The organism is Streptomyces venezuelae, from assembly GCF_008642355.1.
GTDB lineage: Bacteria > Actinomycetota > Actinomycetes > Streptomycetales > Streptomycetaceae > Streptomyces > Streptomyces venezuelae_B.
The window spans coordinates 7,769,180-7,782,986 of the sequence record NZ_CP029193.1 but is presented as its reverse complement, the minus strand read 5'-3'; the positions used below and the strand labels follow the sequence as shown (position 1 = coordinate 7,782,986).

The 13,807-nt window shown below is 73.4% G+C and carries 10 protein-coding genes and 1 pseudogene; 6 read left to right on the top strand and 5 right to left on the bottom strand.

What is annotated here, in order from left to right; all coding sequences use genetic code 11:
* Positions 1-21: 21 nt before the first annotated feature.
* Both DEJ47_RS35070 and DEJ47_RS35065 read left to right on the top strand, forming a co-directional pair.
* Positions 22-1,446 (top strand): hypothetical protein, encoded by a 1,425-nt coding sequence (locus DEJ47_RS35070; RefSeq protein ID WP_150175145.1) that lies wholly within the window; start codon positions 22-24, stop codon positions 1,444-1,446.
* 27 nt (positions 1,447-1,473) lie between these two features.
* The gene (locus DEJ47_RS35065) at positions 1,474-2,214 is read left to right on the top strand and encodes a DUF4239 domain-containing protein (RefSeq protein WP_150175144.1); all 741 of its coding nucleotides are present in this window, start codon (positions 1,474-1,476) and stop codon (positions 2,212-2,214) included.
* On the opposite strand, the gene DEJ47_RS35060 is transcribed toward DEJ47_RS35065, so the two are convergent.
* Complete coding sequence (locus DEJ47_RS35060) at positions 2,205-3,776, bottom strand: phytoene desaturase family protein (protein WP_223828633.1); 1,572 nt, start codon at positions 3,774-3,776, stop codon at positions 2,205-2,207. The genes DEJ47_RS35065 and DEJ47_RS35060 overlap by 10 nt on opposite strands.
* 253 nt (positions 3,777-4,029) lie before the next feature.
* Here DEJ47_RS35060 and cseB point away from each other — a divergent pair, with 253 nt between their 5' ends.
* The 4 genes from cseB to DEJ47_RS35040 all read left to right on the top strand — a co-directional run bounded on the left by cseB (position 4,030) and on the right by DEJ47_RS35040 (position 9,510).
* Positions 4,030-4,755 carry a two-component system response regulator CseB gene (gene cseB, locus DEJ47_RS35055; protein ID WP_150175142.1) on the top strand — a complete coding sequence of 242 codons (726 nt, stop codon included), beginning with the start codon at positions 4,030-4,032 and terminating at the stop codon, positions 4,753-4,755.
* 37 nt (positions 4,756-4,792) lie between these two features.
* Positions 4,793-6,022 carry a sensor histidine kinase gene (locus DEJ47_RS35050; protein ID WP_150175141.1) on the top strand — a complete coding sequence of 410 codons (1,230 nt, stop codon included), beginning with the start codon at positions 4,793-4,795 and terminating at the stop codon, positions 6,020-6,022.
* A 105-nt stretch (positions 6,023-6,127) separates the two neighbouring features.
* The gene (locus DEJ47_RS35045; protein WP_150175140.1) at positions 6,128-6,913 is read left to right on the top strand and encodes an ABC transporter ATP-binding protein; all 786 of its coding nucleotides are present in this window, start codon (positions 6,128-6,130) and stop codon (positions 6,911-6,913) included.
* A 53-nt stretch (positions 6,914-6,966) separates the two neighbouring features.
* Positions 6,967-9,510 carry an FtsX-like permease family protein gene (locus tag DEJ47_RS35040; protein ID WP_150175139.1) on the top strand — a complete coding sequence of 848 codons (2,544 nt, stop codon included), beginning with the start codon at positions 6,967-6,969 and terminating at the stop codon, positions 9,508-9,510.
* A gap of 66 nt (positions 9,511-9,576) precedes the next feature.
* On the opposite strand, the gene DEJ47_RS35035 is transcribed toward DEJ47_RS35040, so the two are convergent.
* The 4 genes and pseudogenes from DEJ47_RS35035 to DEJ47_RS37240 all read right to left on the bottom strand — a co-directional run.
* Positions 9,577-10,269, bottom strand: a complete 693-nt coding sequence (locus DEJ47_RS35035) for a VOC family protein (protein ID WP_150175138.1) — start codon at positions 10,267-10,269, stop codon at positions 9,577-9,579.
* Positions 10,270-10,289: 20 nt separating this feature from the next.
* Positions 10,290-12,527 (bottom strand): serine/threonine-protein kinase, encoded by a 2,238-nt coding sequence (locus DEJ47_RS35030; RefSeq protein ID WP_150175137.1) that lies wholly within the window; start codon positions 12,525-12,527, stop codon positions 10,290-10,292.
* On the bottom strand, positions 12,509-13,486 hold the full coding sequence (locus tag DEJ47_RS35025) for an oxygenase MpaB family protein (RefSeq protein ID WP_150175136.1): 978 nt from the start codon (positions 13,484-13,486) through the stop codon (positions 12,509-12,511). Before DEJ47_RS35025 ends, DEJ47_RS35030 begins: the two co-directional genes overlap by 19 nt.
* Positions 13,487-13,643: 157 nt before the next feature.
* Positions 13,644-13,772, bottom strand: a pseudogene (locus tag DEJ47_RS37240) (LacI family DNA-binding transcriptional regulator); the annotation flags it as partial.
* Positions 13,773-13,807 lie beyond the last annotated feature (35 nt).

Below are 13,807 nucleotides of genomic sequence, written 5' to 3'. Positions count from 1 at the left end.
GTCCCGTACCAGCATCCCGGTGTGATCATCGGACAAGAGGGCGCGGGGCCGGCGCGGGCGCGATGGCTGCTGGTCGGCCTCGTCCTGACCGGGGGCTGCTGGTCGGCCGCCGGGCCCTCCGCCGCCGACGGCCCCACGGCCAACGGGCTCGCCCTGCAGGTCACGGTCAACACCCGCCCCGGTCTCGGCGCCCTCAACCCCGGTATCCGCACGGGAGCCGCCGTCGTGAAGTCGTACCGCCTGACCAACCGCGGCGGCGCCGACCTGCACGACGTACGGGTGCATGACCCCGCCATGCCCGGCGCCGCGATCCGCTGCCCCGGCGGTCTCGATCGCGTGCGGATGCTGGCGGGACTGCGTTCGGTGTACTGCACGGCGACCGCGCCCGCGCGCCCCGGGCCCTGGGTCGGCGACGTACGGGCGGTCGGACAGCAGCCCTACCTGCGCGCGATGGTGCAGGCGACGGCACGCTCGGGGTACGCCGGGGTCGGCGCGGCCCTCGGCCTGACGGAGACGGCACGCGTGACGGGACCCGACCGGGCGGAGGTCCATTACGTCGTGGCCAACCACGGCAACAAGCCCGTCCACGGCGTACGCGTCACGGACCCGGCGCTGCCCGCGGAGCGGATCGGCTGTGCGGGCTCGGCGCAGCCGGTCGTGGCCCATCTCGCCCCCGGCGCGCGGGCCACGTGCGTCGCCGTGGTGCGGCGCGCGCCGGGTACGTACGAGAGCCGGGGGCAGGCCGACGGCAGCGACCTGCTCCGTACGCTCGACGTCCGCGGTGGTGCCGTGGCGCCACCACGGCTGACGGCGCGTTCCTCGGCGCGGTTCACGCTTCGCGCGCCGCCTCCGCCCGCCGCTCCCGTGCCGCGGCCTCCCCGGCCCGCGCCCGTGCCACCGCGACGTCCGCCCGTCGGGCCGCCCCCGGAGCGACCGCCCGCCGCCCCACCGCTCCCCGGACCTCCCGTCATCGCTCTCCTCCCCCTGCCACCGCCTCCGCCGGGCATCGCCGCGCCGGTGCTCGGCCCCGTCGGCCCGGCGCCGCCACCCGGGGCGGGGCTGGCTCCGGGGGTGGTACCGCAGGGCGTGGTCCCGCCGGGAGGCTTCCCGCCGGGCGCGGTTCCCCCGGGGGCCGTGCCACCAGGAGGCTTCCCAGCGGGCGCGGTTCCCCCGGGCGCGCTTCCTCCGGGCGCCGTGCCACCGGGCGCCGTGCCACCCGGTGCCGTGCCACCGGGTGCGGACCCGCAGCAGGTTCAGCCGCCGAAGAAGAACGAGTCGCGCACCCGACCGCGCACCGAACGCCCTGCCGAACCCCGGCGCTCCCTGGCCGGCCGCTTCATCCGGCGGGACCGCACCCCTACCGGACTCGGCATGGTGTCCGCGCTGTTCCTCATCCTGCTCCCCGCAGCGATCGCGGCCGCCGTGTTCGGTTCGCGCAGACTCTGACCGTGCCCCAAGGAATCGGGACCGCCGATGATCGAGAGTTTCGCCATCGTCCTGGGTGTCGCCCTGCTCGCCGCGGCGGCCGTCCTGCTCAAACACAGGCTCTGGCCGCCGGGGCCGGACGAGGAACCACGCGAGGACGTCGCCGAGTACATCTCGATGATGGTCGGCGTCCTGTACGCCCTCGTCCTCGGCCTCTCCCTGGTGTCGGTGTGGGACGCCCGCGCGGGCGCCGAGGACAACACCGCCACCGAGGCCAGTGCCGCGCACCAGATCCACCTGCTCGCGGCGGGGCTGCCCGCCGGTCAGGCCGACCGGATGCGCGACGGGATCGAGTCGTACATCCGGCACGTCACCGACACGGAGTGGCCCGCCATGGCCGAGGGCGCGCCGCTCGGCACCACGGGCTGGCAGCTGCTCGACAAGGTGCGCGCGACGGGGCAGGTGCCGCCCGACGCCACACCGGCCCAACAGGCCACGGCGCAGGAGACGCTGGCCCAGTTGAGCGCCCTGGACGAGGCACGCCGCGGCCGTGAGGCCGACGCCGAGGAAAAGCTGTCACCGGTGCTCTGGTTCGGCCTGATCGTCGGCGGCGTCCTCACCATCGCCTTCATGTTCATGTTCGGCGTGCAGCGCAGCTTCATCCATGTCGTGATGGTGATGGGCCTGTCCGGCCTCATCACCTTCACCGTCCTCCTCATCTACCAGCTGGACAGCCCGTTCGACGGCTTGTTCGCCGTGGACGCGACCCCGTTCACGCGCTACTTCTGACCGGCTCCCGCGTCCGGTCCCAGCACCGCCATCGCCGCGTTGTGCCCGGGGACGCCGCTGACGCCGCCGCCGCGGACCGCGCCCGCGCCGCACAGCAGGACGTTGGCGTGCCGCGTCTCCACGCCCCAACGTCCCGTGCCCTCCTGGGCGTAGGGGAAGGAGAGGTCGCGGTGGAAGATGTTGCCGCCGGGCAGCCGGAGGTCCCGTTCGAGGTCCAGCGGTGTCTTCGCCTCGATGCACGGGCGGCCCTGCGCGTCGAGGGCGATGCAGTCGGCGATCGGCTCGGCGAGGTGTGCGTCGAGCTGGGCGAGGGTGGACTTCAGGAGTTCGGCGCGCGCGGTGTCGTGGTCGCCGGCGAAGAGGCGTGCCGGTGTGTGCAGACCGAAGAGGGTGAGGGTCTGGCAGCCGCGTTCGACGAGGTCGGGTCCGAGGATGGTGGGGTCGGTGAGCGAGTGGCAGTAGATCTCGGAGGGCGGCGCGGTGGGCAGCGCACCGCCGGCGGCTTCGGCGTAGGCGGCCCCCAACTCCTCGTACCCTTCGGCGATGTGGAAGGTCCCGGCGAAGGCGTCGCGCGGGTCGACGGAGGTGTCGCGGAGCCGCGGCAGCCGTTCCAGGAGCATGTTGACCTTGAACTGGGCGCCTTCGGCGGGCTCGGGCGCCTCGTCGCCGAGGAGCCCGGCGAGGGCCTCCGGTGAGGCGTTGACCAGGACGTGGCGTGCGGAGGCGGTGTGTTCGGCGGCCTCCGTCCGGTACGTCACCTCGGCGCTCCGTCCGTCCGTGTCGATCCGCGTGACCTCGCACCCCGTGCGCAGCCGCGCACCCGACATCCGCGCCGAGTCGGCGATGGCGGAGGTGAGGGCGCCCATGCCGCCGACGGGGACGTTCCAGTCGCCGGTGCCGCCGCCGATGACGTGGTAGAGGAAGCAGCAGTTCTGCCGCAGGGACGGGTCGTGGGCGTCGGCGAACGTGCCGATGAGGGCGTCGGTGAGGACGACGCCGCGCACCAGGTCGTCGGTGAAGCGCTCCTCGATCGCGGTGCCGATCGGCTCTTCGAAGAGGATGCGCCACGCGGTGTCGTCGTCGACACGGGCGCGCAGTTCGGCGCGGCTCGGCAGGGGTTCGGTGAGCGTGGGGAAGACGCGGCGGGCGACCTCGCCGGTCATGGCGTAGAACGCGCGCCAGGCGTCGTACTCGCGCTGTCCGCCGGTGAGCCGCGCGAAGGCCTGCCGGGTGCGGGCGTCGCCGCCGCCGACGAGGAGGCCCGTGGGGCGGCCGTCGCGCTCGGTCGGGGTGTAGGAGGACACGGTGCGGGTGCGCACCCTGAAGTCGAGGTCGAGGTCCCGGACGATCTTCTTGGGCAACAGGCTGACGAGGTACGAGTAGCGGGAGAGCCGCGCGTCGACCCCGGGGAAGGGGCGGCTGGAGACGGCGGCGCCCCCGGTTCCGGAGAGCCGCTCCAGGAGCAGCACGGATCGTCCGGCGCGGGCGAGATAGGCGGCGGCGACAAGACCGTTGTGGCCACCGCCGACGATGACGGCGTCGTACGCATCACGATCGGGCATGGCTCTTCCTAGCATCTTCCTGGCACGGGGTGGGCCGAGGCGTCGGGTGGGTCGAGCGTTGGCCGATACACGGCTGCGGCCGGACTGCGGGATCGGTGAGGCAGGGTCGGACGGCGTCGGATGCGTCGGGCTCGGCTCGGGGATTCGGCGCGCCGTTTCTGACATATGGTTCGAAGGGGACACCGGGGCCGCAGTCGTGCCGTCCCGTCCCCTCCTCACCTCTTCGTCGAGTCGCTCGAAAGGTCCCGCTCTCATGTCGTCCAGCCCGCCGCCCGAGACCGCCGAGCGCATCCTGCTGGTCGAGGACGACGATTTGATGCGTCGCGCCTTCGGGTCGGCCCTGGAGCGGTACGGGTACCGGGTGCGGACCGCGAGCGACGGTCTCGAAGGTCTGGAGCGCTTCCGCGAGGAGGACTTCGAGCTGCTCGTCCTCGACGTGATGCTGCCCGGCCTCGACGGCATCGGACTGTGCCGCAGGGTCCGTGAGACCAGCCTGGTGCCCGTGCTGATGATGTCGGCGCGCGGCGACGGGCTCGACGTGGTCGCCGGCCTCGAGGCCGGGGCCGACGACTACGTGGTCAAGCCGGTCGACACCTACGTCCTGGTCGCACGGATCCGTTCGCTCCTGCGCCGCGCGACGTATCCGCCGCTCGCGGCCACCCCCGGGACGGACCGGACGGCGTCGTCCGGCCCCGGCGTGCTGGAGTTCGGGGACCTGCGCATCGACATGGGCGGCATGGTCGTCACCGTCGGCGGCGCGCCGGTCGCCCTCACCCCCACCGAGCTGAAGGTGCTGCTGGAGTTCGCGGCCGAGCCGGGCATCGTCCTCGACCGGCACGCGCTGCTGCGCAACGTGTGGGACTACGGCTGGGACGCCGACACCCGCGTCGTCGACCTCTGCGTGCAGCGGCTCCGCAAGAAGATCGGCCGGGACCGCATCGAGACCGTCCGCGGTTTCGGCTACAAGCTCCGGCGCTGACGTGGCACGGGGTGTTCTCGACTCGCTCGGATCCGGCATGAGATCCCACAGGGTGCCCGTGCGGTGGAAGATCGCGGCCCTCGCGGCGGCCTGCGGCGGTCTGGTCGCGGCCACCGTGGGCGTCATGGTGCACGTGTGGACCCGGTGGGACATCCAGTCCCGCGCCGAGGCCGAGGCCGTCAACAGCCTGTACTCGGCGGTGGACACGTACCGCCGCGGCGACGTCCTCTCGGACGGCATCCAGGTCGACCCGCCCGGCCTGCCCACCGCCCTGCGCGAACCGCCCGACGGCGACCGGCACACAGCGTACGACGACCGCGTCGAGGGGAACGTCGGTCCCTCGATGTGGGCCGCCCAGCGGGTCGGCGGCCCCGGCAGCAAGGTCCTGGCGTTCCAGGTGAACATGGGCCCGCGGATGTACGACCTCCAGCGCCTCGACATGAGTATGGCGGTCGCCTCCCTGGCGGCCCTGGCCGTCGTGACACCCCTCGCGGTCCTCGGCTCCGGTGTCCTCGGCCGCAGGCTGCACCGCGTGTCGCAGACCGCGGGCCGCGTCTCCGCCGGGGACCTGGATGCCCGTACCGGCCCCACGAAGGGGCGCGACGAGATCTCCGACATCGCCGCCGCCGTCGACGCGATGGCGGACGGCCTGGCGCGGCGGCTGCACTCCGAGCGACGCTTCACGGCGGACGTCGCGCACGAACTGCGGACCCCGGTCGGCGGTCTGCTGGCCGCCGCCGATCTGCTGCCGGCCGGTGAGACCGAGGACGCGCTGCGGGCCCGCATCCGTGACCTCCGGGACCTGGTCGAGGATCTGCTGGAGATCTCCCGTCTCGACGCGGGCGCCGAACGACCGGCCCGTACGCCCGTCCCTCTCGACGCGGTGGTGCGGGAGGCCGTCGCGCGCACCGGCCTGCCCACGGAGGTCGTCACGACGGCGAAGCCGGTGGTACGGACCGACCCCCGTCGGCTCGAACGGATCGTCGGCAATCTCGTCGTCAACGCGCATCGGCACGGACGCGCACCCGTCGAGGTCACCGTCACCGAGCACACGGTCACGGTCCGGGACCACGGTCCCGGCTTCACCGCCGACCTGCTGCGGGAGGGGCCGCGCCGCTTCCGTACGGGCGCGCGGGAACGCGGCGGCGGCCACGGTCTGGGCCTGACCATCGCCCTGGGCCAGGCCCGGGTGCTCGGCGCGGAGCTGCGGCTCGGCGAGGCCGGGGACGGCGGCGCCGTCGCCGCGCTGCACCTGCCGCAGGACTGATACGCCGCGGCGCCGACGCGGATCAGCCGCTGATACGTCGCTCGCGGAGCCTTCGGGGTGTACGTCACGCAGACGCGTACGTCACGCCCCGAGAAGGAGTCCTCCATGACCGTCGACCAGGGTCCCGTCGGCCAGAGCCCCGCCGCCCGCGGTCCCGTCGCCGCGTCCGCCGGCGATCTGCACAAGACGTACGGCAGCGGCGAGAATCGTGTCCGCGCCCTCGATGGTGTCGACATCGCCTTCCGGCAGGGCGAGTTCACCGCGATCATGGGCCCGTCCGGCAGCGGCAAGTCGACGCTGATGCACTGCGTCGCGGGCCTGGACTCGTTCACGTCCGGATCCGTGCGCATCGGCACCACCGAGCTGGGCCGACTCGACGACAGGCAGCTGACCGAGCTGCGCCGGGACCGTATCGGTTTCGTCTTCCAGGCGTTCCACCTGTTGCCCACGTTGACCGCGCTGGAGAACATCACCCTGCCCCTGACCATCGCGGGGCGCCGGCCGGACCGGCGGTGGCTGGACCATGTGATCGCCATGGTCGGCCTGACCGGACGGCTGCACCACCGGCCAGGGGAACTCTCCGGGGGACAGCAGCAGCGCGTCGCCGTCGCCCGCGCGCTGGCGGCACGGCCGTCGATCGTCTTCGCCGACGAGCCGACGGGCAACCTCGATTCGCGCGCCGGTGCGGAGATCCTCGGCTTTCTGCGCGACTCGGTGCGCGAGCTCGGCCAGACCGTGGTCATGGTGACCCACGACCCCGTCGCCGCGGGTTACGCGGACCGTGCCGTGTTCCTCGCCGACGGGCGCATCGTCGACGAGATGGTGCGGCCGAGCGCGGAGCGGGTGCTCGACCGCATGAAGGACTTCGACGCGCGCGCGGTCACGGTCTGACGCGACGCACGTCCCGCTCCCCACTCCCGCAACTCCCCCAGGACCCATATCCCATGTTCCGCACAGCCCTGCGCAACGTCCTCGCGCACAAAGCGCGTCTGCTGATGACCGCGCTCGCCGTCGTCCTCGGTGTCGCGTTCGCCGCCGGCAGCCTCGTCTACAGCCAGACCCGGTCCGGCGCCGCCGCCGAACAGGCCGCGGCGGGCTACGACCGCATCGCCGTCAACGTCGGCGTCGACGCCGCACCCGACGGCGGGGCGCCGACCGGCCTCGACGAGCGGCTCGCGTCCCGGCTCGCCCGGGTCCCCGGCGTCGCGCACGCCGCGAACCGCGTCGACGGCTCCGCCGCCGTGGCCGACCGCACCGGCCGGCTGCTCGGCGACGACGACGCACACCGCGGCAGCAACTACGCGGCGAGCGGAGCGGACCGCACCGACGCCGCGTACCGCTTCACCGCCGGCCGCGGCCCCGCCCACGCCGACGAGATCGCCCTCGACGCGGCCACCGCGAGGCAGGGCGGCTACCGGGTGGGCGACCGGGTCCGCGTAGGCACGGGCCAAGCCGCCGCGACGTACCGTCTCAGCGGCCTCTTCCGCTCCGACGGACACCGCCTGACCGACGGCGGCACCCTCACCCTGTTCACGACACGGACCGCGCAGCGGCTCTTCGCGACGCCCGGTCGCGTACAGAGCATCGAGCTGACCGCGAGGAGCGGAACCTCGGCACCCGAACTCGCCGAGCGCGTCGAACGGTTGCTGCCGAAGGGGGCGAGCGCCGCGACCGGTGCGACGCTCGGCCGCATCCAGGCGAACCTCGCCTCCGGCGACCAGGACACCATGGGTCAGATCCTGCTCGGTTTCTCGCTGGTGGCACTGTTCGTGGCCGCGTTCCTGATCTCCAACACGTTCACCATGCTGATCGGACGCCGTACCCGCGAGCTGGCCCTGCTGCGTCTGCTCGGCGCCTCGGGCCGGCAGGTGCGCCGCGTCCTGCTCGCCGAGTCCGTCCTGGTCGGCTCCGCCGCCTCCGCGTTCGGCGTGGCCGTCGGCACCGGCGTCGCCGCCGCGCTGAACCAGCTCCTCGGCACGGCCGCCGGCCCGGCGGGCCCGCTCGTCCTGTCGCCCGCCACCCTGTTCGGCACCTTCCTGCTCGGCACGGCGACGACGGTCGTCGCCGCCTGGTTGCCCGCACGCCGGGCCATGGCCATCGCCCCCGTCGCGGCGCTCACCGGCAGCGAGAGCCCGGCGCCCGCGACCGCACGCTCCCCGCGCACGGCCGTCGGCGCCGTACTGACGGCGGTAGGTGTCCTGGTCGTGGTCTACGGGGCGTTGGGCGCGGGAATCGACGCACGCACCGTCATCGCACTCGGAACCCTCTTGGCCGTGATCGGGGTACTCGGTCTGATCCCGCTCCTTGCACGGCCGTTCGTCGCGGCGCTGCGTCCGCTGCTGCTGCGGCTCAGCCCGGTGCAGGGCGTCCTCGCCACGCGCAACACGACGCGCGATCCGCGCCGCACCGGTGCCACGGCCGCCGCGCTCACCGTCGCGCTGGCGCTCGCCTCCGGCCTGTCCGTCCTCGGCGCCTCCGCGAGCCACTACCTGGAGCGGGCCACTACGCACGACTTCACCGCGGACTATCTGGTCAAGCCGGCCGTGGACAGCGCGCGGCTGACTCCCGCCAACACGAAGGCGGCAGCCAGGACACCGGGCACGAGGGTCAGCGGACTCACCCAGTCCACCGCCTACCGACTCGACGGCCGTCCGGCGGTGTTGACCGGTGTGGACCCGGCCACCGTGAGCCGCCTGCTGCGCTACGACCTCACCAGCGGATCACTCGACACCCTCGCCCGAGGGCAGATCGCGGTCGCCGACTACAAGGCGAAGGAGGCGGGCTGGCACGTGGGCCAGACGTTGTCCGTGCGCCGCGGCGGCACGAGCGGCAAGGTCACCGTGGGCGCCGTCTACCGCGCCGACCCGCAGAGCAACCTGCTCCCCAGCATCACCGCGGCCGACTCCCTGGTCGCCCGCTACGACAAGACCCCGCACACCCACGTCATCCTGGTCGCCACGGACCGCACACACGGTGGTGCCGGCCCGGCGACGTACAGCGCGCTCACCCACGCCCTCGGCGACGACCCGGCCCTGTCCGTCCTCGACCGACGCGCCGTCGAGGCCGAGTACAGCGGCGACATCGGCGACCAGCTCACCGTCTTCTACGCCCTGCTCACCATGGCGGCCGTGATCGCCGGCCTCGGCGTCACCAACACGCTGGCCCTGTCGGTCCTGGAACGGCAGAAGGAGATCGGCACCCTGCGAGCGGTCGGCCTGACCCGCGCCCAGGTCACCCGCATGATCCGCTGGGAAGCCCTGCTCGTCGGCGCGCTCGGCGCGACCGTCGGAACGGTACTGGGCATCTTCCTGGGCTGGGCCCTGGGCCACACCCTCCAGGACACGGTCTCCGGCTACACCCTGGTACTCCCCTGGGCCCGCCTGGCCACCGCCATAGCACTGGCTCTGACAACCACGTTGCTCGCCTCCATATGGCCGGCCCACAAGGCGTCCCGGGTCCCCATCGCCGAGGCGACATCCGCGTCCTGAGGAGCAGCGGGTCGCCGTCGCCCTCGTACGAGGTGATCATGCGGCCCGCGCGTCCGGCCCATCGCGTCAGCCGTCCCGGCCTTGCCATGTGGTGATGCACGCTTCGTTGCCCTCCGGGTCGGCGAGCACCCAGAAGGCGGGAGCGCGGCTCGCGGACACGAGTCGGCCGCCGGCTTCCACCGCGGCCTCGATACGCCGACGCGCCTCGTCGTGCGGGACGCTGACGTCCATGTGGATGCGACTGCGCTGCGGACGTGCGCGGTCCATCTGCTGGAACCAGACGGCCGGCCCCTGCCGGACCGGGTCGACGAGCGGATCCTCCGGCCCATCGGCGCCCGCCTCGTCGACGTATCCCAACACCGCCTTCCAGAAGGGCCGAACCCCGGAGATGCTCAGGGCGTCGATCGCGATCTCCACGGCCTGGACCGAGCGCGGCGCCCCTGTCCCGATTCCGGGTTGCGGCAGGAACCCGGCCCGACCGACGGCGGCAGAGATTCGACGTGCGAGTTCGATGTCCCGGGTGGTGACCGCCGCGTGGTCCAGCGACTGGAGGGTGAGGACCGCCGCGTCGGGGCGGACATCGACCCGCAGATGGCGGTCGGCATCGTCGCCGCACACCGCGACAGCGTCCGCCGCCAGGCCGACCGCTTGAACCATCGTCCCGACCGGAACGGACGTCTGCAGCGTGCCCAGCAAGTAGCGCCACCCGTGCTCTTGGACCGCCTCCGACGCTTCCCGCCGACTCGGTATCCGCTCCATGACCGCATCCTCGCGGCGCCTCACCGCCCCCCGCCATCCCCCCTCTGCCGCGCCACAGCCACCCTCCGGTACACCTCCACCGCCTCCGCGCCCCGTCCCAGCTGTTCCAGGCAGTGGGCCTCGTCGTTGTGGCTGGCGAGGGTGTCGGGGTGGTCGGGGCCCAGGACTCGTTCTCGGGACGCTGCCACTCTGCGGTACTCCGTGAGCGCGTCGGTCCAGCGGCCGAGCCAGCCGAGGCCGACGGCGACCTCGCGGCGGCTGACGAGGGTGTCGGGGTGGTCGGGGCCGAGGACCCGTTCGCGGATGGCGCACACGTCGCGGGCTTCAGCGAGCGCCTCCTCCCAGCGGCCGAGGCGTCCGAGGTTGACGCCGAGTCCGTGGCGGGCCCGGAGCGTTTCGGGGTCGGCGGGGCCGTTGACGCGGGTGCGGTCGTCGATGAGGTGGCGGTAGAGGTCGAGGGCCTCGCCGCTGCGGCCGAGGCGACCGAGGCTGATGCCGACTTCGTAGCGGGCGGTGAGCGTGTCGGGATGGTCGGGGCCGAGGGCCCGTACGCGGGCTTCGGCGACCTCCCGGTACACCTGGAGCGCTTCCGGCCAGCGACCCAACTGACCCAGTGCGTAGGCGACTTCGTAGCGGGTGACCAGGGTGTCGGGGTGGGTGGGGCCCAGGACCCGCGCGCGGGCCTCCGCCACTTCCTCGGCGAGTCGGTAGGAGTCCTCCAGGCGGCCGAGGCGGCTCAGGTTGTACGCGAGGTTGTGGCGGCAGCGCAGCGTGTCCGGGTGGTCGGAGCCCGCCGTGCGCTCGCGGACGGCGAGCACCGACGTATACGTCTGGTGGGCCTCGAAGTGCCTGCCGAGCTGCCCCAGTACGTACGCCATCTCCTGACGCGCGGCGAGCGTGTCCGGGTGGTCGGGGCCGAGCGTGCGCTCCCGGCCCTGCGCGACACGGCTGTACTCGCGCAGGGCGTCGGACGCGCGGCCGGTGCGGCTGAGCGTGAAGCCGACCTCGTACCGGCTCGCGAGCGTGTCGGGGTGGTCGGGGCCCAGGGCGTGCTCGCGTTCGGCGGCGACCGAGCGGTGCACCTCGCCCGCCTCCGCCCAGCGGCCGAGCCGGCCGAGGCTCAGTCCGGCGTTGTGGCGGTTGGTGAGCGTGGCGACCAGTTCGGGGGGTGGCGTGGGGCGTTCGGTGGGGCGGGGGGTCGTGGCGCGACGCGCGTCGACCCGGGGGATCCATTCGCCGGTCAGGCCCGCGGCCGCGTCGGGCGGGGTGGTGCGCAGCACGGACGCGCCGCCGGCCTTGTGTCCCGTGGTCATGCCTCGGGTCCAGGACGGCAGGCGCGGTTCGCGGGAGCCCAGGGGGTCGGCGCGGCGGACGGGGGGCGTCGCGACCGTGGGGACGTACGTGAGCGACGTGCGTCCCGCGGCGATGCGGCGGCCCAGCTCGCGCGCGTCGTGCGGCCGGCCCGTCGGCTCCTTGGCGAGCAGGTCGAGGACGATGCGGTCGAAGTACGCGGGCAGCTCGTCGCGGTGTCTGCGGGGCGGCTCGGGCGTGGTGTCGCGGTGGCCGACCAGGACGGCCCAGGCGTCCTCCATGTCGAACGGCGGGGCTCCGGTGGCGATCTCGTACAGCACGCACCCGAAGGAGTAGAGGTCGCTGCGCTGGTCGACGGGGTCGCCGCTGATCTGCTCGGGCGACATGTAGTGCGGGGTGCCCATGGCGATGCCCGTGCCGGTGAGGCGGGAGGTGAAGCCGATGTCGGCGCCGAGGCGGGCTATGCCGAAGTCACAGATCTTCACCGTGCCGTCGGCGAGCCGCATGATGTTCGCGGGCTTCAGGTCGCGGTGCACGATGCCCTGTTCATGGGTGTAGGCGAGGGCGCCCGCGACCTGGTCGGCGATGTCCACGACGTCCTCGACGGGCAGGGGGTGCTGCTTGTTGTCCTCCATGAGCTGACTGAGGTTGCGCCCGTCGAGGAGCTCCATCACCAGGTACAGCACGCCGTCGTGCTCGCCGAAGTCGTGGACGACGGTGACACCCCGGTGCTGGAGCGCGGCCGCGACGCGGGCCTCGCGCCGGAAGCGCTCCCGCAGCACGCGCGTGAACGCCTGGTCGTGCTGGGGCCCCATCGGCTTGAGGCATTTGACCGCGACCTGCCGGCCCAGCGACTCGTCGCGGGCCCGCCAGACCTCGCCCATGCCGCCGCGCCCGATCAGATCCAGGAGCCGGTAGCGGCTCTGGATCAGCCTGGTGTCCGCCATCTCGTGTTGTCGCCCCCGTTGCGTCGCCGCGCCCTCCCCGCCCCGTCCAGTATGGCGTCCCGTCTGTCGAGTTTGTACGGGGCCGGGCGGCTGCCGGGGCCGAGTCGCGCCATGGCGCGCAGGATGTGTTTGGGCGGGAGTTGCCAGCGCACACGGTTGGGGACGGCGCGCAGGACGGTGCCGGTGAGGACGAGTCTGCGGGTCACCGCGGCGGGCGGCGGGGCCGCTCTGCCGTACAGCTCGTGGGCGTACGGCGGCAGGGAGGCGTACGCCAGGTTCGCCACACGCCTCCACAGCAGTTCACGCGCCGGAACGAGGAGTGCGTGCGTCGGCGGGCGCTGCAGGAAGTCGTCGACGGCACGCGCGTCGGGCCCGGCGGCGAGCCTCGGCCGCACCTCCTCGAAGTACGCGGCGAGTTCGGCCGTCGACGCCGGTACGTCCGCGGGGTCGAGGCCCACCAGGCGGGCGCTCTGCCGGTGCTCGTCGACGTATCGGTCGGCCAGCGCGTCGGTGAGGCGGAACCCCGAGCGGCGTACGACGTGGAGATAGGAGTCGATCTCGGCGCAGTGCACCCAGAGCAGCAGTTCGGGCTCGTCGACGCCGTACCGCTCCCCCGTCCCGGGGTCGGTGGCCCCGAGCATGGTGTGGATCTTCCGCACCCGGGCGCCCGCCTTCTCGGCCACCTCGGTCGTCCCGTAGGTGGTCGTGCCCACGAAGTTGGCGGTCCGCATGAGGCGGCCCCACGCGTCCTTGCGGAAGTCGGAGTTCTCCATGACGCCGCGGACCGCGCGGGGATGCAGGGCCTGGAGGTAGAGGGCCCTGATCCCGGCGACCCACATCATCGGGTCGGCGTGCGCCTGCCAGGTCACGGAGGACGGCCCGAACAGCCCGGGGTCGGGGTCGGGTGAGGGGTGGTCGGGCGCGGGTATGGACGTACGCGGATGTGCGCGCTCCGGCATGGTGCGACCAACTCCTGACGGGTGACGACCCGGCCGTACACATGACCGGGTGCCCTCATTCTCGCCCCGGCGGCGGCCCCGTCGAACCCCTCGGCGTGAGGGCAGGCGTCGGCACCTGGTGGGCGGCCACCCGTCGGCTCGCGAGCACGACCTCGACGATGCGGGTCCGGGTCGCCTCCGACACCCCGGGCTTGTTGTCGAAGGCCGGGGAGACGGCGCCGCGCGGGACGCCGGCCCGCGCCGCCACGTCCCGGATGGTCAGCCGCTGCTCGCCGCGCTCGGTCATGCGACGTCGATCCGATCCCTGTGCCGGATCACGTC

What these genes read in the sequence shown, in the direction of transcription:
- DEJ47_RS35065 (WP_150175144.1), top strand. Translation starts at nt 1,474, where the DNA reads ATGATCGAGAGTTTCGCCATCGTCCTGGGTGTCGCCCTGCTCGCCGCG.
- DEJ47_RS35060 (WP_223828633.1), bottom strand. Translation starts at nt 3,776, where the DNA reads ATGCCCGATCGTGATGCGTACGACGCCGTCATCGTCGGCGGTGGCCAC.
- cseB (WP_150175142.1), top strand. Translation starts at nt 4,030, where the DNA reads ATGTCGTCCAGCCCGCCGCCCGAGACCGCCGAGCGCATCCTGCTGGTC.
- DEJ47_RS35050 (WP_150175141.1), top strand. Translation starts at nt 4,793, where the DNA reads ATGAGATCCCACAGGGTGCCCGTGCGGTGGAAGATCGCGGCCCTCGCG.
- DEJ47_RS35045 (WP_150175140.1), top strand. Translation starts at nt 6,128, where the DNA reads ATGACCGTCGACCAGGGTCCCGTCGGCCAGAGCCCCGCCGCCCGCGGT.
- DEJ47_RS35040 (WP_150175139.1), top strand. Translation starts at nt 6,967, where the DNA reads ATGTTCCGCACAGCCCTGCGCAACGTCCTCGCGCACAAAGCGCGTCTG.
- DEJ47_RS35035 (WP_150175138.1), bottom strand. Translation starts at nt 10,269, where the DNA reads ATGGAGCGGATACCGAGTCGGCGGGAAGCGTCGGAGGCGGTCCAAGAG.
- DEJ47_RS35030 (WP_150175137.1), bottom strand. Translation starts at nt 12,527, where the DNA reads ATGGCGGACACCAGGCTGATCCAGAGCCGCTACCGGCTCCTGGATCTG.
- DEJ47_RS35025 (WP_150175136.1), bottom strand. Translation starts at nt 13,486, where the DNA reads ATGCCGGAGCGCGCACATCCGCGTACGTCCATACCCGCGCCCGACCAC.